At 56.6% G+C, this 24,680-nt stretch carries 24 protein-coding genes and 1 tRNA gene; 17 read left to right on the forward strand and 8 right to left on the reverse strand.

Annotated features, from left to right (window positions below; translation table 11 throughout):
- Positions 1-356: 356 nt before the first annotated feature.
- Together AN476_RS02835 and cueR are read left to right on the forward strand one after the other, a co-directional pair.
- Positions 357-2,858: a heavy metal translocating P-type ATPase gene (locus tag AN476_RS02835; protein ID WP_054459373.1), complete on the forward strand. Its 2,502-nt coding sequence runs from the start codon at positions 357-359 to the stop codon at positions 2,856-2,858.
- Positions 2,859-2,878: 20 nt separating this feature from the next.
- Positions 2,879-3,268 (forward strand): Cu(I)-responsive transcriptional regulator, encoded by a 390-nt coding sequence (gene cueR / locus AN476_RS02840; protein WP_054459375.1) that lies wholly within the window; start codon positions 2,879-2,881, stop codon positions 3,266-3,268.
- Between the two features lie 29 nt (positions 3,269-3,297).
- On the opposite strand, the gene AN476_RS02845 is transcribed toward cueR, so the two are convergent.
- From AN476_RS02845 to pcaC, 5 genes are all read right to left on the reverse strand, one after another.
- Positions 3,298-4,218, reverse strand: a complete 921-nt coding sequence (locus tag AN476_RS02845; protein ID WP_054459378.1) for a PHP domain-containing protein — start codon at positions 4,216-4,218, stop codon at positions 3,298-3,300.
- Positions 4,219-4,387: 169 nt separating this feature from the next.
- Complete coding sequence (locus tag AN476_RS02850; RefSeq protein WP_054459380.1) at positions 4,388-5,233, reverse strand: 3-keto-5-aminohexanoate cleavage protein; 846 nt, start codon at positions 5,231-5,233, stop codon at positions 4,388-4,390.
- Between the two features lie 11 nt (positions 5,234-5,244).
- Positions 5,245-5,871 carry a protocatechuate 3,4-dioxygenase subunit alpha gene (gene pcaG, locus AN476_RS02855; protein WP_054459382.1) on the reverse strand — a complete coding sequence of 209 codons (627 nt, stop codon included), beginning with the start codon at positions 5,869-5,871 and terminating at the stop codon, positions 5,245-5,247.
- Positions 5,871-6,611 carry a protocatechuate 3,4-dioxygenase subunit beta gene (gene pcaH / locus AN476_RS02860; RefSeq protein ID WP_054459384.1) on the reverse strand — a complete coding sequence of 247 codons (741 nt, stop codon included), beginning with the start codon at positions 6,609-6,611 and terminating at the stop codon, positions 5,871-5,873. The genes pcaG and pcaH overlap by 1 nt, the downstream gene beginning before the upstream one ends.
- A 14-nt stretch (positions 6,612-6,625) precedes the next feature.
- Positions 6,626-7,024 carry a 4-carboxymuconolactone decarboxylase gene (gene pcaC / locus AN476_RS02865; RefSeq protein WP_054459387.1) on the reverse strand — a complete coding sequence of 133 codons (399 nt, stop codon included), beginning with the start codon at positions 7,022-7,024 and terminating at the stop codon, positions 6,626-6,628.
- A gap of 96 nt (positions 7,025-7,120) precedes the next feature.
- Here pcaC and pcaQ point away from each other — a divergent pair, with 96 nt between their 5' ends.
- Complete coding sequence (gene pcaQ / locus AN476_RS02870; protein WP_054459389.1) at positions 7,121-8,032, forward strand: pca operon transcription factor PcaQ; 912 nt, start codon at positions 7,121-7,123, stop codon at positions 8,030-8,032.
- 22 nt (positions 8,033-8,054) lie between these two features.
- Here pcaQ and AN476_RS02875 read toward each other — a convergent pair whose 3' ends face one another.
- Positions 8,055-8,669: a TetR/AcrR family transcriptional regulator gene (locus AN476_RS02875; RefSeq protein ID WP_054459391.1), complete on the reverse strand. Its 615-nt coding sequence runs from the start codon at positions 8,667-8,669 to the stop codon at positions 8,055-8,057.
- A gap of 473 nt (positions 8,670-9,142) precedes the next feature.
- On the opposite strand from AN476_RS02875, the gene AN476_RS02880 reads away from it, so the two are divergent.
- The 11 genes from AN476_RS02880 (at position 9,143) to AN476_RS02935 (ending at position 21,959) form a co-directional block, all read left to right on the forward strand.
- Positions 9,143-10,018: a branched-chain amino acid ABC transporter permease gene (locus tag AN476_RS02880; RefSeq protein WP_054459394.1), complete on the forward strand. Its 876-nt coding sequence runs from the start codon at positions 9,143-9,145 to the stop codon at positions 10,016-10,018.
- A 4-nt stretch (positions 10,019-10,022) separates the two neighbouring features.
- Complete coding sequence (locus tag AN476_RS02885; RefSeq protein ID WP_054459397.1) at positions 10,023-11,108, forward strand: branched-chain amino acid ABC transporter permease; 1,086 nt, start codon at positions 10,023-10,025, stop codon at positions 11,106-11,108.
- Positions 11,105-11,872: an ABC transporter ATP-binding protein gene (locus AN476_RS02890; protein ID WP_054459399.1), complete on the forward strand. Its 768-nt coding sequence runs from the start codon at positions 11,105-11,107 to the stop codon at positions 11,870-11,872. The genes AN476_RS02885 and AN476_RS02890 overlap by 4 nt, the downstream gene beginning before the upstream one ends.
- Positions 11,872-12,645, forward strand: coding sequence for an ABC transporter ATP-binding protein (locus tag AN476_RS02895; RefSeq protein ID WP_054459401.1), 774 nt, complete (start codon positions 11,872-11,874; stop codon positions 12,643-12,645). The genes AN476_RS02890 and AN476_RS02895 overlap by 1 nt, the downstream gene beginning before the upstream one ends.
- An 11-nt stretch (positions 12,646-12,656) precedes the next feature.
- A complete protein-coding gene (locus tag AN476_RS02900) occupies positions 12,657-14,552 on the forward strand; it encodes a long-chain fatty acid--CoA ligase (protein ID WP_054459487.1) in 1,896 nt (631 codons plus the stop codon).
- Between the two features lie 47 nt (positions 14,553-14,599).
- Positions 14,600-15,775, forward strand: a complete 1,176-nt coding sequence (locus tag AN476_RS02905) for an ABC transporter substrate-binding protein (RefSeq protein WP_054459403.1) — start codon at positions 14,600-14,602, stop codon at positions 15,773-15,775.
- A gap of 215 nt (positions 15,776-15,990) precedes the next feature.
- The gene (locus AN476_RS02910; RefSeq protein WP_083464208.1) at positions 15,991-16,911 is read left to right on the forward strand and encodes an MBL fold metallo-hydrolase; all 921 of its coding nucleotides are present in this window, start codon (positions 15,991-15,993) and stop codon (positions 16,909-16,911) included.
- A 200-nt stretch (positions 16,912-17,111) separates the two neighbouring features.
- The gene (locus AN476_RS02915) at positions 17,112-18,767 is read left to right on the forward strand and encodes a transcriptional regulator (protein WP_054459405.1); all 1,656 of its coding nucleotides are present in this window, start codon (positions 17,112-17,114) and stop codon (positions 18,765-18,767) included.
- Between the two features lie 317 nt (positions 18,768-19,084).
- Positions 19,085-20,095, forward strand: a complete 1,011-nt coding sequence (locus tag AN476_RS02920) for an NADPH:quinone reductase (RefSeq protein ID WP_054459408.1) — start codon at positions 19,085-19,087, stop codon at positions 20,093-20,095.
- A gap of 98 nt (positions 20,096-20,193) precedes the next feature.
- Positions 20,194-20,268: transfer RNA gene (locus AN476_RS02925), tRNA-Gln, on the forward strand.
- A gap of 170 nt (positions 20,269-20,438) precedes the next feature.
- Positions 20,439-21,959: a DUF6538 domain-containing protein gene (locus AN476_RS02935; RefSeq protein WP_157063663.1), complete on the forward strand. Its 1,521-nt coding sequence runs from the start codon at positions 20,439-20,441 to the stop codon at positions 21,957-21,959.
- Positions 21,960-22,191: 232 nt separating this feature from the next.
- Here the strand turns inward: AN476_RS02935 and AN476_RS02940 are convergent, their stop codons facing one another.
- Positions 22,192-22,377, reverse strand: coding sequence for a hypothetical protein (locus tag AN476_RS02940; protein WP_054459415.1), 186 nt, complete (start codon positions 22,375-22,377; stop codon positions 22,192-22,194).
- Between the two features lie 22 nt (positions 22,378-22,399).
- Positions 22,400-22,615: a helix-turn-helix domain-containing protein gene (locus tag AN476_RS23520; RefSeq protein ID WP_083464212.1), complete on the reverse strand. Its 216-nt coding sequence runs from the start codon at positions 22,613-22,615 to the stop codon at positions 22,400-22,402.
- Positions 22,616-22,787: 172 nt separating this feature from the next.
- Between AN476_RS23520 and AN476_RS22785 the strand changes: the two genes are divergently transcribed.
- The 3 genes from AN476_RS22785 (at position 22,788) to AN476_RS02950 (ending at position 24,512) form a co-directional block, all read left to right on the forward strand.
- Positions 22,788-23,141, forward strand: a complete 354-nt coding sequence (locus AN476_RS22785) for a helix-turn-helix transcriptional regulator (RefSeq protein WP_157063664.1) — start codon at positions 22,788-22,790, stop codon at positions 23,139-23,141.
- A gap of 2 nt (positions 23,142-23,143) precedes the next feature.
- A complete protein-coding gene (locus tag AN476_RS02945) occupies positions 23,144-23,755 on the forward strand; it encodes an autoinducer binding domain-containing protein (RefSeq protein WP_157063665.1) in 612 nt (203 codons plus the stop codon).
- Positions 23,756-23,837: 82 nt separating this feature from the next.
- On the forward strand, positions 23,838-24,512 hold the full coding sequence (locus AN476_RS02950) for an acyl-homoserine-lactone synthase (RefSeq protein ID WP_054459419.1): 675 nt from the start codon (positions 23,838-23,840) through the stop codon (positions 24,510-24,512).
- Positions 24,513-24,680 lie beyond the last annotated feature (168 nt).

Below are 24,680 nucleotides of genomic sequence, written 5' to 3' on the forward strand. Positions count from 1 at the left end.
CTGTTGTGAGGGGCCACGCCATGGTTTGGCATAGATCCCTGCGAATGTCTGTTCGGCCCGGTCCTGTGGATTGGCGCATCCGGCCTGACCAGAGCCCGATCCGCCTAGCGTTACATTTGCTGCAGGGATCAGGCAAGCCTTGCCTTTGGCTCTATCTTTCTCAGTTCAATGCGCCCCATCCAAATGCGACGAATGATGACGTATTCCAGCCAAACCTCTGGGATCATGGCCTCTTGGCTTAGGAGGAAACGATGCAGAGATAAATCAAATTTTCTGCCGCTCACGGGCTTGACCTTCCCCTCGCTGGAAGCCCCATATCCGATCACAACAACAGCACAGCACTCGGGATTCCCATCATGGAACAGCGCCAAATTTCTTTGCAAATCACCGGATTGAACTGTGCAGGCTGTGCTGGGCGGGCTCAAAAAGCCCTGGCTGCGCTCCCGGGTGTGACGGAGGCCTCAGTCAATCTGGCGACGGCCAAGGGCCAGGTTCAGGCTGCGCCGGACCTTGAACCGGTTGTGCTGGTCACGGCCCTGGAACAGGCCGGCTACCCGGCCGCCCTGTCCCGGTTGAGCCTTGATGTCGAAGGCCTGAGCTGCGCCTCCTGTGTGGGGCGGGCAGAAGCAGCCCTGCGGGCGGTTCCCGGTGTCGTCTCGGCTGAGGTGAACCTGGCCACCGAACGGGCAGAGATCAGCTATCTGACAGGGGCCATTCGTGCCGCGGACCTGCGGGCGGCCTGCACCAAAGCGGGCTATCCGGCCTCCTTGCGGGGCGCAGAAGTGGATGCGGCGGAGCAGACGAAACAGCGCCGCGAGCAGGAAATCACCACGCTGGCCCGTCAGGTAATGGTCGCTGCGGTTTTGACGCTGCCGGTTTTTGTCATCGAAATGGGCAGCCATATGATCCCGGGCTTGCATCACTGGGTGATGGCCAATATCGGCCATAGCAACAGCTATCTGTTGCAATTTGTGCTTGCCACTCTGGTGCTGATCGGGCCGGGTCGTCAGTTTTACAGCAAAGGCGTGCCGGCCCTGCTGCGCGGCGCACCGGACATGAATGCCCTCGTGGCATTGGGAACGGCGGCCGCCTATGGGTTCTCGGTGATCTCAACCTTCTTTCCGCAGCTTTTGCCGCCGGGTTCCGCCAATGTCTATTTTGAGGCCGCCTGTGTCATCGTGGTATTGATCCTGGTGGGGCGTCTGTTGGAGGCCCGCGCCAAGGGGCGGACCGGGGCCGCGATCCGTAAACTCGTTTCACTGCAACCCAAAACCGCTGAATTGATCAGCGGTGATAGCGTGATTGAAACGCCGGTTGAAGATATCGCTCCGGGGGATCTGATCCGGCTGCGCCCGGGCGCCCGCATTGCGGTGGACGGTGAGGTGACTTCGGGCAGTTCCTTTGTGGATGAAAGCATGTTGAGCGGCGAGGCGGTTCCGGTAGAGAAGAGCCGGGGGGCGCGCCTGTCCGCGGGGACGGTGAATGGATCCGCTGTGCTGGAATTCCGCGCCACCCATGTGGGCCGCGAGACAGCCCTGGCGCAGATCATCCAGATGGTCGAACAGGCGCAAGGCGCCAAACTTCCGGTGCAGGGGTTGGTGGACCGCATCACCCTGTGGTTTGTGCCTGCAGTGCTGCTGGCAGCGGCGCTGACGGTAGTGGTCTGGCTGGTCTTTGGGCCGGAACCGGCCTTGCCACTGGCGCTGGTGGCCGGGGTGTCGGTGCTGATCATTGCCTGCCCCTGTGCCATGGGACTGGCGACGCCGACCTCGATCATGGTGGGTATTGGGCGCGCCGCACAGATGGGGGTGTTGTTTCGCAAAGGTGACGCCCTGCAAAAGCTGCAATCGGTTCGGGTGGTTGCCTTGGATAAGACTGGCACCCTGACCGAGGGACATCCGGCCCTGACCAATCTGGCGCCCGCCACAGGCTTTACCCGCGACGCGGTGTTGCGCCTGATCGGTGCCGCCGAGGCCCAGTCGGAACACCCCATCGCCAAGGCGCTTGTGCAGGCGGCAGGCAAGGACCTGCCCAAGGCCGACAGTGTCGAGGCCATTCCCGGCTATGGCCTACAGGCGCAGGTTGAGGGGCAGAAGATCCTGATTGGGGCTGCGCGCTTGATGCAGCGCGAAGGCATTGATTTTGGCCCGTTGACCAAGACCGCAGCCCTCTGGGCCGCGGCAGGGGAGACACCCTTCTATGTGGCGATTGAGGGTCAGGCCGCTGCCGCTCTGGCAGTGGCGGATCCGATCAAAGAGGGCACGCCAGAGGCGATCCGGGCTTTGCAGGGGCAGGGGCTGAAGGTGGCAATGATAACTGGCGATGCCGAGGCCACGGCGCAGGCTATTGCCGCGCGACTGGGCATTGATGCGATCCGCGCTGAATGCCTGCCAGGCGACAAGGTCGCGGCGCTGAAGGATCTGCAAGACGGCTACGGGACGCTTGCCTTTGTTGGCGATGGGCTCAACGATGCGCCGGCCTTGGCGGCAGCAGACGTGGGCATGGCCATCGGCACTGGCACAGATGTGGCGATTGAAGCCGCAGATGTGGTGCTGGTCTCGGGTGATCTGCGCGCGGTGGAGGATGCCTTGACGGTCAGCCGTGCCACTCTGCGCAATATCAAGCAGAATCTGCTCTGGGCCTTTGGTTACAACGTGTTGCTGGTGCCTGTGGCGGCGGGGGTGCTGTATCCCTTTGGCGGACCTTTGCTGTCGCCGGTCCTGGCGGCGGGGGCCATGGCCCTGTCCAGCGTCTTTGTCCTCAGCAACGCCCTGCGCTTGCATCACGTGAAATCTAGCTTAAATGAAGTGGCAGTGCTGCCGAAACCCGGCGCTGCTTCGCTCCGCCCTGCTACCTGATGGCATAGAATGAGGTCCGCATGAATATTGGTGATGTTGCAACCCGCTCGGGACTGCCGGCCAAGACCATCCGCTATTACGAGGATATCGGGCTGATCAAACCGCAGCGCAGCGAAAACGGCTATCGCTGTTTTGTCGAGGCAGATCTGCACAAGCTGGCCTTTCTGGGGCGGGCGCGGGCGCTGGGCTTTACCATCGAAGACTGCCGCATGTTGATGGCGCTCTACGAGGATGAAAGCCGGGCCAGCGGTGATGTGAAACGCCTGGCCCAAGAACACCTGTGCAAGATCGAAACCAAGATCGCTGATCTTCAGGCGATGCGCGACACCCTGACCGAGCTGGTTCATTGCTGCGCAGGTGACAGCCGCCCTGATTGCCCGATCCTGAAGGATCTCTCCGGCAAGGTTTAACAGGGCGGCCTGTACTGTCTGAGGTGCGGCTAGCGCCAAATCGGATTGGACCAAGCTCGCTTGCCAGCGCGATCAATCACCGTGACCCGCAGCCAGGCGCTGTCTTTGAAACGGTCCAGCGGGATGCGTGCCTGGGTCAGGCTATTACCGTGCTGCGACACGGCAGCAGACCCGTGCCCCTGAACGATAACGGTGGAAACCGCCGAACAGGCCAGATCGACAAAACCATCATTCACGGCGAGAGCTTTGAGTTCAGGCCCCTGAGAAGAATAAAAATGCCCTGCCTTTAAGGCTTCGAGAAGCAGTTCGGGTTCATTGGCCTCGGCCTTGACCATGACCCAGCCGCCAAAATGGTCGGGGCCTGAAAAATGGGCATCATCAGTGGCGATGAAGGTCAGATCGCGCCCTTCGGACAGCAGCAGGTCCGCAACATGCAGACCCTCGCCACGGTCACATTCCACGGCACAGCCATGGTTATAGATTTCCACTGCATGGGCGGCCTTGATCGAATTGGCATCGGTCCGAGTCAGCCCGGACCAATGGGGATGCGCCACGGCCACAAAGGCTCCGGCATCGCGCGCACGCTGCGCTAGCTCCGGCCCGGTTTCCTGCCCCTCGACGGGATGGAAGTCAGGGGAGTTGGAGGGGGCAAAATCTGCGGGCAGGCCCACGGCCAACAGATGCCACAATTCACCGTTTTCCATTGCTCCGGAATGCACTTCAGCGCCGAGGAGGGTGGTAAAGACCTCATCGCGAAAGGCGGCGGTATCTGTGATGGGGTATTCATAACGGCCAACAAAGTGATCGGTCAGCGCGATGAAATCATAGCCTTCGGATTTGTAGCGGCGGCACACCTCCGCGGGATCCAAAACCCCATCCGAACGGTTGGAATGGGTGTGCAGATTTCCGCGATGAAAGGTGCCGGGGGCGGCAAAGGCAGGGTGCAGCATTGGCTGTGTCTCCAGTTGGTCTGGAGGGCAGCTAGCGGTCACCGGTAATGGATTTTTGACAGAAATGTTTGAGTTTCATGACGCTTGCCCGATAGCGGATCGGCAGCGTTCCAAAATGGACGAGCGGCGAGGACTGATATGAGGATCAGCCCTTCGCCGCGCAGCTTGATTATTGTGGGCGCAAACCTAGTATCTCGCGGGCTTGTTGCCAGCTGGCGACGGGGCGCTCGTATTTGTCGCACAGATCAACGGCCCGCTGGACCAGGGCAGCGTTGGAAGGCGCAAGGGTTTCGCGGGTAAGGCGCAGGTTATCCTCAAGTCCGGTGCGGGTATGACCCCCTGCGGCGATGGCCCATTCATTGATCTGGATCTGGCCGGGGCCGATCCCTGCGCCGCACCATTCGGCCTCTGGCGCCAGGCGTTGAACGGTTTTAATATAGAAATCAAAAGTTTCGCGGTCCACCGGCATGGCGTTTTTGACGCCCATGACAAATTGCACATAGAGCTTGCCCTGTATGCGCCCGTCCTGATTCATTTTCACCGCTTGGTGGATATGGCTCAGATCAAAGGCTTCGATCTCGGGCTTAACCTCATAGGTTTGCATTTCGGAAGCCAACCAGTCCACGAGCTCCGGCGGGTTCTCATACACGCGGGTGGGGAAGTTGTTGGACCCTACAGATAGCGAAGCCATGTCGGGGCGCAAAGACAGCATGCCGCCGCGCTCCTTGCCTGCGCCAGAGCGCCCGCCAGTGGAGAGCTGCACGATCATGCCAGGGCAGTGCTTGTTCAGCCCTTCCAGCAAGAGGCCAAAGCGCTCCGGATCAGAAGAAGGCGTCTGATCGTCGTTGCGCACATGGCAATGGGCAATCGAGGCACCAGCTTCAAACGCCGCTTGGGTGCTTTCAATCTGTTCCGCAAGGGTGGTGGGCACCGCCGGATTGTGCTCCTTGCGGGGCACGGATCCGGTGATGGCAACGCAGATGATACAGGGTTTGCCCTGGCTGGAGATGGTCATGAATGCTCCCTTTAGATGTCAAAAAAGACGGTTTCATCACCGCCCTGCAGGCGGATGTCGAAACGATACACCGTCTCACCGTCGCGTTCACTGCGTTTTGCAATCAACGTCTCGCGGCGCTTTTCCCATTCAATCACATTGATCACCGGATCAGCCGCATTGGCCTCTGCCTCATCGTCAAAATAAAGCCGGGTGTTCAGGCCCACATTGATGCCGCGAGCGACGATCCACAGGTTGATATGCGGTGCCATCATCTGGCCATTGCGGCCCATCAGGGCGCCGGGTTTGACCGTATCAAACGCCCATTCGCCGGTTTCAAAATTGGTGATCACCCGGCCCCAGCCACGAAAGCCTTCCTCAACGCTCTCATGTCCGGCATGTTCTGGGTGTGGATAGACACCATCTGCATTGGCCTGCCAGACCTCTAGCAGCACGTCCTTGACGGGGGATCCGGTGCCGTCGATGACCAAGCCCTCGACACGGATGCGTTCACCCGTTGCATTGGGGCCTGCGATGTCCTGGCCCAACTCCTGATCGTAGATCTGAAACCCAGCCGCGCCTGGGGCGAGGCCGATATGCACATAGGGGCCAGCGGTCTGCGAAGGGGTTTCTTTCAGATAGTCAAGTGATTGTGGCATTAGTTCCCCTCCAGACGGTTTTCAAACAGGGTTGAGCGGCGGCCGCGCAGCACGATGTCGAATTTATAGGCGATGGTATCCAGCGGAATGGTGGCGTTCATGTCGAGCTTGGCAATCAGCTGCTCGATCGCTTCCGGGTCGGGAATTGTCGCCACGATGGGGCAGGTTTTGACCAACGGGTCGCCCTCAAAATAAAGCTGGGTGATCAGGCGTTGGGCAAAGCCAGTGCCAAAGACCGAGACATGGATATGGGCAGGGCGCCAGTCATTGACCCAATTGCGCCAGGGGTAGGCACCGGGTTTGACGGTGCGAAAATAGTAGTAGCCGTTCTCATCGGTCATGGTGCGACCGCAGCCACCAAAGTTTGGATCAATGGCGCCCAGATAGCTGTCTTTCTTGTGGCGATAACGGCCAGAGGCATTGGCCTGCCAGATCTCGACCAGGGTGTTTGGCACCGGACGGGCGTTTTCATCCAAAACCCGGCCATGCACGATGATGCGCTCACCAATGGGGCTTTGGTCTGGCTGGGCATAGTTGGACAACAGATCGTTGTCGATCGGTGTCATGTCGCCGTGGCCAAAGCGGGGGCCGGTGATTTCGCTGGGAGTATTCTCCAAGCTTATCAGCGACAGTTTGGGCGAGCGCGCCACAGAGGTCTTGTAGTCCTTGTCATAGGCTGGGGGGTGCCAACGGCGGTCGCGCTGGTAGAACTCGCCCTGTTTCTTTGGTGTCTGGGTCATTGTGGTTTTCCTCCTCAGGCCTTGGCTGCGGCGGCGTCGGCTTCCATTTCCGCATAGGTTTGTTTGGCAAGTTTCAGTGCGTGGTTGGCGCGGGGCACGCCCGCATAGATCGCCACATGCTGAAAGGCTTCCAACACATCCGACTTGCTGGCGCCGGTGCGGGCGGTGGCGCGGATATGCATGGGGATCTCGTCAAAGTTTCCCAGGGCGGCCAGCAAGGCCAGGGTCAACATCGAGCGTTCGCGTGGCGCAATGGCATCCGATGACCAGACAGTGCCCCAGGCGCCTTCGGTGATCAGGGCTTGAAAGGCCTGATCCATTTCGGTCTTGGCCTCCTCGGCCCGGTCCACATGGGCGTCGCCCAAAACCGCGCGACGGGTCTTCATGCCCTGGTCATATCTGGTGTTGCTCATAGGGGGTGCCCTCTGGTTTGCAGTCTCAGGGAGTATCACATATCAAAATTGTGCTGTATAATGCGAATATATACATGTTTGCATTGCGGAAATGATATGCGTTTATCGGCTCATCTCAAATTGCGCCATCTCGAAGTTTTTGTCGAAGTGGCCCGTCAAACCAGTGTCACCCAGGCAGCCGAGGCGCTGGGCATGACCCAGCCGGCCGTAACCCGTGCTCTGCGCGAGCTAGAGGCGGTCTGCGGCAAGCCCTTGGTGGAGCGCCATGGGCGGGGTATTCGCCTGTCGCCCTATGGGGAAATGTTTCGCCATCATGCTGGGCGCAGCCTTGCCTTGGCGCGAGACGGGGTTGCGATGTTGCAGGGGCTGGAAGCCGATGAGGGGCCGCAACTGCGTATCGGCGCCTTGCCGACAGTGTCCGCTACGCTGGTGCCGGACGCCCTGGCCCAGATGCAGGCTGGTATGGCCCGCAGCCGGTTTCTGGTGAACACCGGTGGCAATCAGTATCTTCTGGATCAGCTGCGGCGGGGGGACCTGGATCTGGTCGTAGGCCGGCTGCCTGCGCCTGAACGCATGGTGGGGATAGATTTTGAGCCGCTGTTTCACGAACGGGTGGCCGTGGTTGTGGCATCAGAGCATCCGCTGGCGGGTTTGGGCCATCTACCGGTTGAGGCGCTACAATCCTATCCGGTGCTGATGCCTGCGCAGGGGTCGATTATTCGCCCTCTGGTGGAGCAAATGTTTCTGGAGCAAGGACTGGTGATGCCGCAGGCCCCCATCGAGACGGTCTCGGCCACCTTTGGGCGGCGCTTTGTGCTGGATCATGGCGCAATCTGGTTCATCAGCCAGGGGGTGGTACGTGCCGACCTCGCAGCTGGGATAGTGCACGAGCTGCCGCTGGACACCACCAGCACCCTGGGACCTGTGGGGCTGTGTATTCGCAGTGAACATCAGCTGTCGGCAACGGGCGCCCGGTTTTGCGCCTGCCTGCGGGACCTGTGTGGCTGATCAGAAGAGGCGGTAGCGAGTGTCAGGCTCTCAGGCTGGCCAGCGCCATGCTGCTGATGTCGCGGGCAATTGTATCAATGAATTCCTGCGAGGCACCGCGTTCAGGCCGAAACCAGAAGACCGGAGAGTTGAGGATCAACATCAGCCCGGCCACAGCAACCGTGAGGTTGCGGTTCTGAATGCTCCCCTCGGCAATGCCGCGGGCCACTTCGTCGCGAAACAGCAGCTCGTATTGGCGTTGGCCGGTGCGCAGCTGCTCTTGCAGGTCCTGCTCAACTTGGGTCACCTTTTTGGGTTGGGTGCCGCCTGTATAGGTCTGCAAAACCACCTTGTGGTAGGCCAGCGATTTCAGCACCTCATAGACATGGCCACGCGCCATCCTGTCCAGAGAGGTGACAGCTGGTTGGCTGGTGTCGATCAATTTTTCCACCGCGTGATGGGTAAAGGATGCCGCCCGCAGCTGCACGGCTGCAAGCAAGGCCCCCTTGGATGGGAAGTGGTGATAAATCCGCCCCTTGGTCGAACCCAGATGGGTCGCGATATCATCGACAGAGGCGCTTTTGGCGCCCAATGTCATGAAACAATGGGCGGCAGCATCCAGTATCTCGCTCTTTGAGGTGCTGATCTGTTCTAACATCACGTCATTGCTCGTCGTTCGGAATGGATCTGGGCCTATCAGACTGCCGTGATGAGAGGCAATCCCATTCTAGCGCGTTCCCGGACCCCTAGCGTGGAGGTGATCCGCCGGGGCGGTCATGCTGTTCAAAACCCGGTCAAGTCTGGGTGTGAACATGTAAGACCCAGTATTTGTCTGCGGCTTCGGACTGAAAAAGATGCCGCGCAAACACGTTTCTTGTCCGCTGGACGAAGGTCAGCGGCACGTTGGACAAGAATCAGCCTAGGAGCTCAGAGGCGCAAAAAATAGGCGCTTTTTGCGAGTTTGACGCTGGGTCTCGCCAATTGACAGGTCAAAAACATACTCTTTAGTCTGTTTTTAGACGCTTGGGATTCCGCCGCTTGAGGAGGCAATGCGAAATCCCGCTAAAAAGGCGCAAAGGCCCGGAACAGACAGGGCAAGGAACCGTTCTTTAGGAGCGGGGGGAGGAAAATTTGGAAGTATTGCAGCTCTTGATCAGTGGGCTTGCGAATGGCTGTGTCTACGGCCTGATCGCGCTTGGCTTCGTGTTGATCTACAAAGCGACCGAGGCGGTGAACTTCGCCCAGGGCGATTTTATGATGATTGGGGCCTTTGTCAGCCTTGGTCTGACCAATGCAGAATATATGAACCTGCCGTTCTGGGTCGCAGCGCCGCTGACGATTTCGATCATGGCGGTGTTTGGCTATTTGCTGGACCTTTTTGTTTTGCGTCATCTCTTTGGCCAGAACCAAACCGCGGTGGTGATCCTGACGATTGCCATGGGTTTTGTCCTGCGTTTTGTTGCGGGCATCATCTGGGGCCATGAGCCGCAAACCTTGGAAAGCCCGCTAGCTTTGGGGGATATTCATATTGGCGGCGTGGTTCTGGGACTGGCCGATGTTGCCATCATCATTGTTACCTTCCTGATGACCTGGTTCCTGTATCAGTTTTTCCAGCGCACCAAGCTGGGGCTGGCGATGCAGGCGGCAAGCCAGAACCAGATGGCGGCCTATTTCATGGGTATTCCGGTGAAACGGGTGCAGGGGCTGATCTGGGGCCTGTCTGGCGCCACAGCGGCAGTTGCGGGCATTCTGTTTGCCTCCAAAGGGGCCATCGACCCAAACGCGGGCTTGCTGGGGATCAAGGCCTTTGCAGCGGCGGTCATTGGCGGCTTTGGGTCGCTGCCCGGTGCTCTGGCAGGGGGGCTGATCGTTGGGGTGATCGAACCCTTTGCCGCACGCTACTTTCCTGCAGGTTATTCACAAATCGCGCCCTATGCGCTGTTGCTGGCCGTGCTGATTTTCAGACCCCATGGTCTGTTCAGCCAGGTCCGCGTGAAGAAGGTGTGATCCTATGCGTATTCATTTCAAGACATCCTATCACCACGACATTCGGCTGTTTCCTGACCGTTGGACCTTTTCCGTTTACGGCACGCTTTTGGCCCTGGCCTTTGCGCTGCCCTATCTGATCGGCGAGTTCTACCTGGGCGAAGTTACCAATGTTCTGATCTGGGCCATTGCAGGGCTTGGCCTGATGCTGCTGACCGGGCAGACCGGCCAGGCCAGCCTGGGACATGCGGCTTTCTTGGCGATTGGTTGTTATGCCAATACCATCCTGATCGAACAGGGCGTGCCCTTTATTATTGCCTTCCCGCTGGCGGGGATCATAACCGGCTTTGTCGGTCTGCTAATCGCAGTTCCAGTGCTGCGCCTGCATGGGATTTATCTGGCCATTGCCACCATTGCCCTGTCGGTGCTGGCCGATGACATCATCGTTCTGACCGAACATTGGAGCGGCGGTGTGTCGGGGAAATTCCCAGAGATGATCACCATCTTTGGCTTTGAGATCGAACGCTGGTCGATGCCCTCGCGGTTCTATTACCTGGTTCTGGTGGTCACCATCATCTGCACCCTGTTCTACCGCAACCTGCTGCGCTCGCCTTTGGGCCGTGCCTTTGCTGCCGTGCGCGACAGCGAAGTCTCCGCCACCGCCATGGGCGTGCATATTGCCCGCACCAAGGGCAAGGCCTTTGGCCTGTCCTGCATGATCACTGGTTGGGCCGGAGCGCTGATGGGATATTACGCGGGGACCTTCAACAACGAGACCTTCAGCCTGGTGATTTCCATCACCCTGTTGATGATGATCGTGATTGGTGGCTTGGGGTCTATCCACGGGGCCTTCTTTGGCGCTGTTGTGGTGGCCTTCCTGCCGCAGGCACTGTCGATCCTGAAAGATAACGTCGTGGGCAGCGGTGTCGCTATTCCCGGGCTCGAGACTGGGGTCTTTGGGATGATCCTGATCCTCTTCATCCTGTTTGAACCGATGGGGATATACGGGCGATGGCTTAAGATCCGCACTTGGTTTGAGCTGTTCCCATTCGCGCGCAAGGACATGTTCCGCCGCCAGAAATCCTACCTGAAGACGGAGCGCCTGAGATGAGCCTTTTGGAAATCAACAATGCCACGCTCAAATTTGGCGGTGTGGTCGCGGTCAATGATCTCAGCTTTTCTGTTGAGGAGGGCGAAGTCTATGCCATCGTTGGCCCCAACGGGGCGGGCAAATCTACGGCCTTCAATCTGATCTCGCGCTTTTACGAGCCTTTTGCAGGCAGCTTTACTTTTGACGGCAATAACCTCTTGGAGCGGGATGCCGATCAGGTGGCGGATCTTGGCATTGCGCGCACCTTTCAGAACATCGAACTGTTTGAACACGCGACGGTTTTGCAGAACCTTTTGGTGGGCCGCCACCGCCATCGCAAAACCACGCTGTTGGAAGAGATGTTCTTTACACCGCGCGTGCGGCGTGAAGAGGAGCGTCATCGCGAGGCTGTCGAGGAGGTGATCGATTTCCTCGATCTGCAGCCCTACCGCAACAAGATGATCGCGGGTCTGCCCTACGGGGTGCGCAAGGTGGTGGAGCTGGGCCGTGCCCTGGCCTCAAAGCCGCGCCTTTTGTTGCTGGATGAGCCTGCATCTGGGCTATCAGTGGAAGAGACCCAGGACATGCGCTGGTGGATTGACGACATTCGCAAACAGATGGGGATCACTGTTTTAATGGTGGAACATGACATGGGGTTGGTCTCAGGGGTCTCAGACCGGGTGTTGGCCCTGGCGGATGGCGCCAAGCTGGCCGAGGGGACGCCTGCCGAAGTGCAGGCCAATCCGGCGGTCATCGAGGCCTATCTCGGCGCGGGGGCAGTCTAATGGGTGAAGCTTTGCTGGAAATCAAAAACCTCGAAAGCTTTTATGGGCCGATCATGGCGATCCGGGGGGTGTCACTTAAAGTGGACAAAGGACAGATCGTCACTGTTCTGGGCGCCAATGGTGCGGGTAAATCAACTCTGCTCAAGACTATTTCGGGCATTATGGACCCTGAAAAGGGTGAAGTCCTGTTTAATGGCAAGCCTATTCAGGGCCAAGAACCGCATCGTATTGTTGATCATGGCATCGTGCATGTGCCCGAGGGGCGGGAAGTCTTTCCGTTGCTAACGGTGGATGAGAACCTCAGCCTGGGCGCCTATACCCGCTCTGACAAGGCCGAGATCGAGCGCGACCGCGAGATGGTCTTTGACTATTTTCCCATTCTGGCGGAACGTCGCAATCAGGAGGCCGGTACACTCTCTGGCGGGCAGCAGCAGATGCTGGCGATTGGGCGCGGGTTGATGCTGCGTCCACAGATCATGCTGCTGGACGAACCAAGCCTCGGGCTCTCGCCGCTTTTGGTACAGGAGATCTTTGCCATTCTGCGCCGCCTGAACGCCGAAGAGCATGTGACCATGATGCTGGTTGAGCAAAACGCCCGGATTGCGCTGGACCTCGCGGATGTGGGCTATGTGATGGAGATCGGTCGCATCGTGATGGACGGCTCAGCGGACCGTCTGATGGAAAGCGACGACATCAAGTCCTTCTATCTGGGCCATCAGGAAGAGGGTCAGCGCGGCGAGAAGCGCTGGAAACGCAAGAAGACATGGCGCTAGGAGGGGATGAGATGAATATGCATGCCACACAGCAGACGGGTGCTGCTCAGATTGAAATCAATGGCGTCTCCTACAATGCGACACTGGGTCAGAGGCCCATTCTGGTCGACGGATGCGATACCATACCAAAGCTGTTTCAGACCCGTTGCATGGCGCTGGGAGAGCGTACTGCCCACCGCGAGAAGGATATGGGCATCTGGAAGAGCTACTCCTGGAATGACTACTGGGATCACGCCAAATGGATAGGCCTGGGGCTGAAATCACTGGGCCTGGAGCGGGGGCAAGCTATTTCGATCCTCAGCGAAGACCGCCGCGAATGGCTTTATACCGATATGGGCGTGCAGGGCGTTGGCAGCATTGCCTCGGGTGTCTACACAACGGACTCGGCGCAGCAGCTGGCCTATCTAATCAACGACAGCGACAGCCGCTTTCTCTTTGTGGAAAACGACGAGCAGCTGGATAAATATCTGGAGATCGCCGATCAGGTTCCTGGCCTGTCCAAGGTGATCATTTATGATCGCGACGGGCTCCATGACCTGGACAACGACAGATGTCTCTTCATCGAAGATCTCTATGCCCTGGGCCGCGCCGAGGACAAAAAACACCCCGGCAGCTTTGAGGCTGAGATCGTCAAATCCAAGCCCGAAGATACGGCTATTCTGATCTACACCTCCGGCACCACAGGCATGCCCAAGGGGGCGATGCTGTGCCATGAAAACATCATGGCTTCGATGGAATCCGGCGCTCGGGCATTGGCGGTAAATCCGGATGATGAACAACTGTGTTTTCTGCCGCTGTGCCACGTGTTGGAGCGCAATGTTTCTGTGTTCTTTCCCCTGGGTGCCAGCAGCACGGTGAATTTTGCCGAAAGCCCGGAAACGGTGTTTGACAACATGCAGGAGATCTCTCCGGCCACCTTCTTTGCGGTGCCGCGCGTCTGGGAGAAAATCTACTCGCGGGTGCTGGTTTTGGCGCAGGAAGCCACACCAATTGGGCGCTGGGCTTTTCATCAGGCGCTCAAGGCCGGTGCGGCGCGGGCCGAATACATGATGGTCAACAAAGAACCACCTGCCAATGTGGCGGCCAGATACGCCTTTTGGGATTTTGCAGTGCTGCGCAACCTGCGCCGGATGCTGGGCATGGACAAGATGCGGCGCGGGGGGACCGGTGCGGCGCCGATCTCGCCCGAATTGCTGAAATGGTACTGGTCCATCGGCGTGCCCTTGATCGAGGGCTACGGGATGACCGAAAACGCCGGTGTCTCGACCATCAATACGCTGGAAGAGAACAAGCCCGGGACGGTTGGCAAGCCGGTTCCAGGCGTAGAGCTGCGCATCGCAGAGGATGGAGAGATCCAGACGCTTGGCTATAACAATTTCCAAGGCTACTGGCGCAACAATGAAAAAACAGCTGAAACCTATACGGCAGATGGCTGGCTGCGCACAGGTGATGTCGGACGCGTGGATGAGGAGGGCTTTCTGACCATCACCGGCCGGATCAAGGATATTATCATTACGGCAGGCGGCAAAAATATTACGCCGGCGGAAATCGAAAGCCGATTGAAATTCAGCCACTATATTTCGGACGCTGTGGTGATCGGGGATAAGCGCAAATATCTCACCTGCCTGATCATGATCGATCAGGAAAATGTTGAAAAATTCGCACAGGACCGGAAGATACCCTTTAGTGACTTTGCGTCGCTCTGTGCCGCGGAGGAGGTGGTCCAGCAGATCAGCGAAGAAGTCGAAGCGGTGAACAAGGATTTTGCCCGGGTGGAACAGATCAAGGATTTCCGCCTGATCAACGTCTTGCTGACTGCCGAGGATGACGAGCTGACAGCGACGATGAAGTTGAAGCGCAGTTTTGTGGAGAAGAAGCATAAGGCACTAATCGACGACATGTATTGACGGCGTGATCTGAACACGCTGCGAACCAATCCAGGGAGGAAATGAGAATGAAGAAACTTACATCCAAAGTGATGGCGGGCACATTGATGGCCGGAGCCTTGGCGCTCACAGCGGGCTCTGCCGTGCAGGCCGATACTCAGGGCGTGACCGATAGCGAAGTGGTCTTTGGCTCTGTCAATGACCTGAGCGGTATCTTTGCGGCGGTTGGGGTTCCGGCCGTCAATGGTGCCAATATGCGCTTTGCCGAAGCCAATGAGGCGGGCGGGGTGCATGGGCGCCAGATCCGTTTTGTGGTCGAGGACAATGGCTATCAGATCCCCCGGGCGATGCAGGGCTACAACAAGCTTTTGAACCGCGACAAGGTCTTTGGCATGTTGCTGTCGCTGGGCACGCCGATGAATATCGCCGGTTTCAAGTTGCTGGATCCCAAGGGTATTCCAAATATTGGCCCCCTGTCGGCGGCACGCCAGATGTTGCAGGATCCGGTCGACAACAAGTTTATTGGCTTCTCCAGCTACTATGACCAGGTTGTCGCCGGCGTGTCCTATCTGGCGGGTGAATTCGATGCCAAAGAAGTCTGCGCCATGTATATTCCGTCGGATTTTGGCAAGGAGATCAAAGAAAGCGCTGAAGAAACAGCCGCCAAACTGGGGCTGACCTATGCCGCCGAAACCAGCCACAAGCCGGATGAGTTGGATTTTGTCGGCTCCCTGACCAAGCTGAAAGCGGCTGGCTGTGATGTGGTGGCCATGGCTCTGGGCGTGCGCCAGGGGATCACCGTTGTGGGCACAGCCAAGAAGCTGGGCTGGACCGACGTCAAATTCCTCAACACCTCGGCTGGTTTCCTGGATGTGGTTGCGGCCGTTCCCGGTGGTGTGACCGAGGGGCTCTATGCGGCCGCTGGCTGGGTGGATCTTGCGGCGCGTGCCGAAGACGAAGTCCCCGCCAAATTCATTGCGGAGTATGAAGCTCAGTTCGGCCATCCTGCCAGCGGCTTTGCCATGCTGGGCTATTCGGCAGCGGATACCGTTGTACGTGCGCTGGAAGCCGCAGGTCAGGAGCTGACCCAGGAAGCCTTTATCAAAGGCATGGAATCGCTCGAGTATTTCGATGCGCTGACCGACACTCAGATCTCCTATTCCGCCTCGGATCACCGTGGTGCCGATGACATCGTGATTTCGATCGTCGAAGCGGGTAAGTGGAAAGAGCTGAGCCGCCAGTAAGCTGCGTGTTTAAGTGCCTCTGCATGTAACCAAAGAGGCAGGCTAAGTCAGGAAAGGCCCGGTGCACAGGAGCTGCGCCGGGCCTTTTCTTTTTTCAAATGCCAATTTTATCCCTTGATGCCTTTGCATTCTTGCCAAACCCCCACATTTATATAAATTCACATGTGAGAATGTATATTGCGCTCTCAGGGGCGCTAATTGGTTTGGGGGAAATAATGGATCGTCGTGAGTTTATTGTCGGGCTAACCGCCGGGATTGGAATGCCAACACTGGCCTGGGCAAAAACTGAGCTTTCAAGCCAGATCTCCTTGGGAGAGCTGCAGGTCATGACCCTATCGGATGGTCACTTGACCCTGCCACGATCCATGCTCTTTGCCGGGTTGGACCCGGCCGCGGTGGATCGCATCCTGCAAAGGAGCAAAGTGGCGCAGGGCCCGATACATCCGCCGATCAATGTAACCCTGCTGCGCCATGCGGATCGGGTGGTGCTGTTTGATACGGGGTCCGGCCCTGGCTTTCAAAGCACCGCCGGGCAATTGGTCACGGCGCTTGATGCAGCAGGGGTGGGGCCGGAGGAGGTCACGCATGTGGTCTTTACCCATTGTCACCCGGACCATCTTTGGGGGGTTCTGGATGATTTTGACGATCCGCTGTTTCCAAATGCGGAATACATGATGGGGCAGGTCGAATGGGACTATTGGTTTGACCCGAACACGGCCTCGACGATATCTGGCGATAGAGCCTCAATGGCGGTTGGCGCCCGCCGCCGTCTGGAAGTGATGGAGGAACGCCTGAGCCGCTTTGGCGATGGCCAGGAGATCCTGCCCGGCGTTGCGGCCCATGCCAGCTATGGCCATACACCTGGGCATATGTCTTTTGAGCTACGAGACGGGGGGCAAAGCCTCTTGATACTCGGGGATGCCATCGGCAATCACCATGTGAGCTTTAGCGAGCCGGAATGGCATATTGGAACCGATCAGGACGCAGAGACGGCTGCCAAGACTCGTCGGCGATTGCTGGACATGCTTGCCCATGACCAGATGCAGGTGATCGGCTACCATTTTCCAAAAGGTGGCATTGGCAGAGTTTTGAAAGCAAAGAGCGGATATCGTTTTGCTCCACGGGGTGAGGGGTAGCGGAAAGGCAAGGAAGACTTCGGAAATACTGGCACCAACATGACAGCACTATTACGACAATAGTACCTCAAAAGTTGTATAAAGCTATCCTGCTCTAAATTTATATTTTTATATACTGAAATTTAATGATCTTTTTTTATTTACAATTCAGGGAAGTGTTGTTGTAATTTAATCGTACTGTGTTTTTACAGGTGTGTGTTATGAGTGTTTTGCTGTGTGTTGGTCGGTTTGGAGCCTTTAATGTTTCGCAGGGTGATGGAACGCCCATACTTTTAGGGGCGAAGCACCAGGCGCTTTTGGCGTTGTTATGTATGGCGGATTCAGGGGTGCGGACCCGCGCCTTTCTTGAACAAACTCTCTGGAGCCTGGCGCAGCCGGAACAAGCGAAGGCAAGTCTTAGAACTGCCCTATCCACTCTGCGGCGCCATCTGGGGCCCAATGTTTCGCAGGTCATCAGCGCAAATCGAGAACGAGTAACCCTGGACCTGAGCCGGGTTACTTTTGAGAACAGTGCCAGTGGGGCTGAGTTTATGGAGGGTTTCGAGCTGCCCTATGAGGCAAATTTTGCCCGCTGGCTGCAGCAAACACGGCTGGAAGTCGGGCGCGGCTTTGCCCAAAATGGTCAACCCACCGCACTGGGACGTCGCCCACGATATGAGACATTGCTGCCACTGATTGCGGTACTTCCCTTTGTGCAATTGGCTCCGGGAGAAGATACCTCGCCGCTAGGCTCATTGATTTCGGAAGAGTTGTCGCGCAGCCTGTCGCGTAGTCAGGCCTTTACGGTCACCTCTTATTTGGCGTCGCGCCAGTTTGATCTGGCGCGGGTGCGTCCTGCCGAAGTGTCGGAAGTTGCCGGTGTGAAGTACCTTGTTTCCGGTACTGTGCGGGCCAATGGGCAGTTGATGTCGACCGAGATCGAACTTCATGATGCCGAGCGTGAACACGTGATCTGGTCCCGCCACTTTGAGGGACCATTGCCCGATTTGATGGCTGGGCAGAGTGATGCGCTAACTGAGGCAACGCGCCAGATCAGCCAGACTCTGGTGGGAGAGGCGGTACGGGTTACAGCCTTCAAACCGCTCTCCAGTCTCGAAGGTCATATGTTGTTGATGGCTGCGATTTCCATGATGCAGGAGATGACACCGGACCGTTTTGGCCGGGCCCGCGAAATTCTGAAGGTCCTGCTTGACCGTGATCCAAAGCACCCGATGGTGCTAGCCTGGATGGGATTCTGGCATGTTTTGCGGGTTCAAAAAGGCTTTGCCAGCGACCGCCAAATGGATGCGGGTCTGGCCAGCCAATATGCCGGAGCCGCGCTTGAGGCGGATCCCTCCTATTCACTGGCCCACACTTTGAAGGGGGCGATCTCCAGCCATCTGTTGTTTGATTTTGATCTGGCTCAGGGCTCCTATGATCTGGCTTTGAAGGACAACCCAAACGAAGCCTTGGCGGTTTTGCTGAAAGGTGCAACCTGGGCCTATCAGGGACATGCAATCGAAGCGGTACAACTTACCGATGCGGCTCGGAGGCTGACCCCTCTGGGGCCACAGAAATACTATTTTGATTCTGTTGCGGCCTCCGCCAACCTGTCAGCCCATAACTATGATCGCGCTATTGAGCTGGCGGAGCGATCTCTGGAGGCCAATTCTGCCTATCCAGGCAGTCTGCGTACCAAGGTAATTGCCCTCCAGCTCTCTGGGCGCCAAGGCGAGGCCCGCAAAGCGGTTCAGAATCTGCTGGCAGCCTCACCGCAGTTCAATTTGACCCAGTACCAACGGGAATATCCTGGCGCGGCCTCGCTGGAAGGCCATGAATGGGCCGATGCCCTGAAGCAGGCCGGCGTGCCAGCCTGAGGCTGCTGCCCTCGCCTGCAGGACCCTGGGCCAAAAGGGGCATTGCAGATAGGGGCATTGCAGAATGGCCCTGCCGCAGTGCGTGGCGGGCGTAAACCCGCGAATGGCGATTGGGTTTGGGCGCGCTCGACCTTGGCGGCGTTTCGTTGCGTCGTGATTGAAACCCGACTTAGCATTCGCGAACTCTAGGCTTTCTGAACCCTGTCCTTCCTGAACAGGCGCTGTATTCTACGGTCCAAGCTCACAGCCTTTTGGCAACTTGTTCCGGGCAAGGACTGGCTGGCTGAGCAATCAGACGTCACAGGGAATACATGACAATGAAAGCCATAACCTATCGCGCCTTTGGCGCTGCTTCTGAAGTTCTGCAGCTTGAGGATCTGCCAACACCCCAACCCACCCGGGGGGAGGTGCTTGTGGATGTGGCCTTTACCGGGGTGAACCCATCGGACGTAAAAACCCGCACCCGGGGCCAGCCGGGACTTGAGGGCTTTCCCTGGGATTACATCATTCCACATAGTGACGGGTCTGGCGTCATTTCAGCCGTGGGGGAGGGCGTGCCTGCCAGCCGCATCGGGGAGCGCGTCTGGATCTGGAATGGCCAGTTCCGCCGATCCTGTGGAACAGCTGCGCAACAGATCACTTTGCCCTCCGAACAGGCGGTGGCCTTGCCCGAGGGGGTGAGCCTTGAAGTGGGGGCCATCTTGGGGATCCCCGGTCTCACAGCCTGCTTTGCGATCTTTGGCCAGGGCGAGGTGACAGGGAAGACCGTCTTGGTTCAGGGCGGCGCCGGCACGGTTGGAATTCTTGCGGTACAGCTGGCTAAATGGGGGGGCGCCCGGGTCATTGCGACCTGCAGCCCTAGTGCAGGAGAGCGCGTTCTGGCTGCTGGGGCGGATGCGGTGTTGGACTACCATTCGACGGATCTGGCAGAGCAGATCCTGCAGGCCAACGAAGGCAATCCAGTGGATCTCATTGCCGAGGTTGAATTTGGCATCAACATTGAAACAGACGCTCAGGTGATTGCGGAAAACGGCTGTATTGCCGCCTATGGCTCGGCACGAGAGATGTCTCCAAATCTGCCGTTTTTGCCGCTGCTCTTCAAAGCGGTTCGGTTGGAAATCATCCTTGTCTATCTGCTCACAACGGGCGAACGGATGGCGACAATTTCTCGACTACACGCCGCATTGCGCGCCGGAGCGCTGCATTTCGATATCCAAAAGGTCTACAATATTTCAGAGGCTTGCCAGGCCCACGAGGCCGTAGAGGCCGGAAAGCGCGCGGGGGCTGTCCTGATTCAGATGTCTCCGAACCTGGCTGAGCAGCCTTAGGTTCTGAGGGGTGGAAGAGAGGCTTGAAAAAAGTTTTGGCTTTTTTCAAAATCCCTCTTGCGCCCCCCCGAAACTCACTCTAGAACGCCGCTCACTGATGGGGCGTGGCCAAGTGGTAAGGCAACAGTTTTTGGTACTGAAGATCGTAGGTTCGAATCCTACCGCCCCAGCCAGTAATTTGAAAAGGCCGATGCTATAAGCATCGGCCTTTTCAATTTTTGACTTTTATTATTGGTAGTTTGACTGCTTCAAGCTTTCAGGCCCATTGCTTTGGCTTCGCTAATCCATCAACATTTCCATAAACAAATCCATCAACATTTTGTCGGTTTCGTACCTGGCACACGTGATCGGAGGAGGTGGAAGCAGTGGGCAAAACGGAGGTCATAGCCGCGTTTCGTGGCAAGTCTTTGCGCTTGGGCTTTCACCTTGCTATCGACACTGCCCTGTTGATCTTTGCTTATCTGGTCGTCTTTGCCAAAATATACCTAGTGGCAAAGTACTTTGGGTTGATCTCGGCGCCCTCTTTCCTCGCGTGCGTCCCATGGGGATAGTCTTAAACCGTGGGCGGTATTACTGGGTGAAGCGTGTCCCAAAGCGCTATCAGGGCCTTGTGGTGGGGGTCACCGGCAAGCCGGTAGTCCAGGTGCGGCAAGCATTGTATACGGACAGTAAGTTGGAGGCTCAGTCTAAGGCAAGCCAAGTTGAGGCGGCGCGCCTTGCAGAATGGGAAGCCCTGCGGCTTGGAGACAGTGAGAGTGCGCGCAAGAATTACCTGACCGCCCGGAAACTGGCCGAGGCCAGGGGGCTTTCTTACAAGCCCATAGATGATTTGGCCGCGGGTGACATTGTGGACCTGGTGAACCGAGTTCTGTCTCTAGCTGATGGCCGCAGTTTGACAGAGCCAGCGGCGGTCACCAAGGCTATACTTGGTGCGGCACCAGAAACCTTGCCGACTCTAAGCGAAATTTTGGAAGACTATTACAGCCTGACCAGAACGCGCCATCTGCAAAAGTCCGATGCACAAAAGCACCGCTGGAAGCTGCCGCGCGAGCGGGCGGTCAGAAACTTTCTGAAAGTGACCGGACGCAAGAACGGGCAGGGGGAGCCAGTTGGCGTCCCCGTTGACGAAATCACCCGTGCTGATGCGCTCAAGTTTCGCAAGTGGTGGTCTGCCCGCGTTGAGGGCGGCATGAAGATCGAAAGTGCCAATAAGGATTTTGGCCACCTGTCTGAGATTTATGGAACCTGGGCTGAACTGACCGAAACTGAAATTTCCAATCCCTTTGCCAAGCTCCGTCTTGAGGGGCGAGACGAACGCAGTGTGCCGCCTTTCACGCGTGACTGGATCGCGAACAAGATTCTGGCTCCAGGTGCTTTCTCGCGGCTCAACGATGAAGCGCGTGACGTATTTCTTATGATGATCAATACAGGGCTGCGTCCAAGTGAAATCACCGATGCGCCTCTGGAAGATTTTGAGACAAGCAACAACATTCCATTTTTTCGGGTTGCTGCGCATGGCCGGGAATTGAAGGTGGCTCACACCAGTCGCGAAATACCCCTGCTGGGGGTCTCGCTCGAAGCGGCGCGCCGGATCGGCCACCGTGGTGGGATCTGCCGTTATCGACACAAGGCGGGGGCATGGTCGGCGGCGGTGAATAAGTACCTCTCTAACAACCACCTGAAAGAGTCGCCGTTGCACGTCGCCTATTCTTTGCGCCACTATGTGGAAAATGCGCTTCTGGCAGCCGAAGTGGATGACCGGGTGAGGGCTGATATTCTGGGTCACAAGTACAATCGGCCGCGTTATGGTGACGGTGGGGCGCTGGAAGGGCGGCGCCTGGCATTGGAGAAGATCGCGCTTTAGCGTGGGGGCGCTGGGGGTTGAGGTGATCTGATCCTGCCGTCTGGGCCATACCAGGTTAAACAGCCATTTTCCCAACATAGGTTGTGGGTCAAAAGAGCTGATGGACCTTTGCGGGTAAATTCCTCAGTCAGGCGTGGATTTACTGCCAGAACCGAAATGATTAACCCGGCAACTTCTGCACCTCCAACATTCGCGATTTTTGCTATTTCATTGGCGGCTATTGCTATCTCTTTCACTGCCTTTTGCATGTTCTGTCCTTGGTTGAGTGGGAGGCTTCTCCAAACTTCTCCGCGAGCTTTAGTGCCCGCGCCATTCCAGCTTCATTCCGCAGTAGCGCTTTTTCTTCTGCTTCAAGTCGTAAAAACAGGGGGAGGTAGACCGGGCCATCTCGCTCAATAACCAGCGCCATGGTGATCATCGCATCTCTTATTTCTGCAAGGTTACTCAAGAGAAATGGCCATTTTTACGGTGAAGCGTGAGAGCTTTTCGCGAAATGTTGACAGCGATACACCTGCAAATTTGGCTGCTAGTGTTTTGTTACCACATGCTTTTGTCAAAACGGTTTCGAGATATAGGCGCTCGACTTCCATTAGAACCTGAGAGAGAGTCCGGTCTCCCAAATCAATTTGAACACACTCAAGATTTGGACTCATCATAACTGAACCTTCGGAGATTTCTCTACCTTAGATTGTTTGTATGAGTTACTTTTCAATATGACAAGTTATAACTAATGAGAACTTCACAACTCACGGATTATTTGCGGAGTAAAAAATATCACTTATAGAGGAAAAACTGGACAAATAGTTCCAATTCCCTTTAAATGTATGCATGGATGAATTGGAAAAATTGCGGATTGATGAGTACCTGAGCGCGGTTAAATCGCGTATCAGGGCGCGCCTGGAAGCCGCTGGAATTCCTATTGGAGAGGCGTCGGTTCCGGCTGGACTAAATCCTCAATATCTAAGTAAAGCACTGTCAGAAAGGTCAAAAAATTTCAACCCGTCACTGGGTAGTTTGGCAGCAATTTGCATCTGCAATGGCATTGATCCCACAGAAATTTTTGTAGATCCCGATTCATATAGCAAATTAACGTCCTTGAATATGCTGCAACGCTCTGTTGGTGGGAACCGGCCGGACCTAGCAGAACGCCTCGCGGAAAGTTTCAAAAATAGAAAGATTTGACCGTGGATGACCCTCTGGAACTCGCGTGCCTTGATACCTTTCGAAGTGTCAGCCCCACCGGCTTTGCCATCGTGGTCAATCTTGGAGCGAAAGAGTTTGACTGGGTTCACATGGAATACCCGGAACCTTGGGTGGAACACTATGTGGAGAACGATTTTATCAACATAGATCCAACCATCACATTTGCTCAAAGTGAAATCGGTCATATTGCTTGGTCTCAGTTGGCGGCGGACTATCCCGACAACCGGGTTATGATGGAAAGCCCCAAATTTGGCCTGGGTGAAGGAAACACCCTTAGCGTTTCGATCAATGGGCGTAGGTCTCTGGCTTCTGGGGCCGGACCAGTTTGGCCAAAATCATTGCTTCCCCGTCTAGTTTTGGCCCTGGGAACGCTTCACCGCCTACACGCGAGATATGAGGCTGCCAAGCTCAATCCCAAAATGACAGAGGTCATCAATCTGCTGGCCGATGGCTTGCGTGATCAAGAGATCGCGGCAACGCTTGGGGTGAAAATTGAAACCGTAAGAACACGCAGAAATTCAGCCTATGCCAAAACTGGAACAAAAACTCCCGCCCATTTAGTAGCCACGTGCTTGCGGGAAGGCCTCATTTAGCGTGATCTAGAGGCCGCATGATTCACCTATAAATTGAATTTCCTGCATACCTTGAGCATGTAGATTTGCACGAGGTGGAAAAATGCTGAAATCTGTTACCTACAAATACGCGGAAACTACTGATTTCTGGAAGTGGTTTCACAACTATGCTGAATTTCGAAAAGAACAGTTTGTGGACGGGCTGAGCTGGCAGTTGTGGCACAATGATAGCCTAGAGATTGACCAGTACGACAACCCGAACACCCACTATTCATTTGTTGTTGATGGCAACAAGCTTATCGCCGCCGCTCGCCTAATCCCCTCAGATCCAGCTTGGTACGGTTGGCACAATTTGCTGGTGGATGCCGAGGCTGGCCGCGTTCCGACCGTCGCGCCTGGAATTTTCCCCAAAGGCTATGATTTTTCCAACACATGGGAATGCTCTCGTTTGGTCACAAATCCCATATTGCCGGGTGCAGACAGGCTGACCTCATTCAAATTACTTGTGGGAGGCTTGGTCGGGATAGGCAAGCAGAATGGTGCCCGTGCCTTGCTTTCCCTTTCGCCTCCACCATTGCGCAGATCCCTACGGCTCGCAGGCTACCGTGCGCAACGCATCGGTGCACCGTATCAATGCGTTGAGGACAACAAATGCTATTGCGCCTTGGAAATGACCTTAGACCGAGTTTCCGGTTCTTCCTGCGGGTTTCCGGCTGATGAAGGCCGATTTCCGTACGAAACAAGAAAAACAAGTAGTTCAGTAGTTCAGGCAAATTGAATGGATTGGTAGGCGACCAAGTAAGACGTGTTTTCATCAGAAACGACCTAAATATCAAACTGCTATCAGAAACTGGGACGTTCCAAAAAGGGGTCATTCTTGCAAAAGGAATGACCCCTTATGTTGTCAAAACTCAAAAACCCCGCGCTGTTGCGGTTCCTGGGTGCC

The organism is Phaeobacter sp. 11ANDIMAR09 (assembly GCF_001294455.1).
GTDB lineage: Bacteria > Pseudomonadota > Alphaproteobacteria > Rhodobacterales > Rhodobacteraceae > Pseudophaeobacter.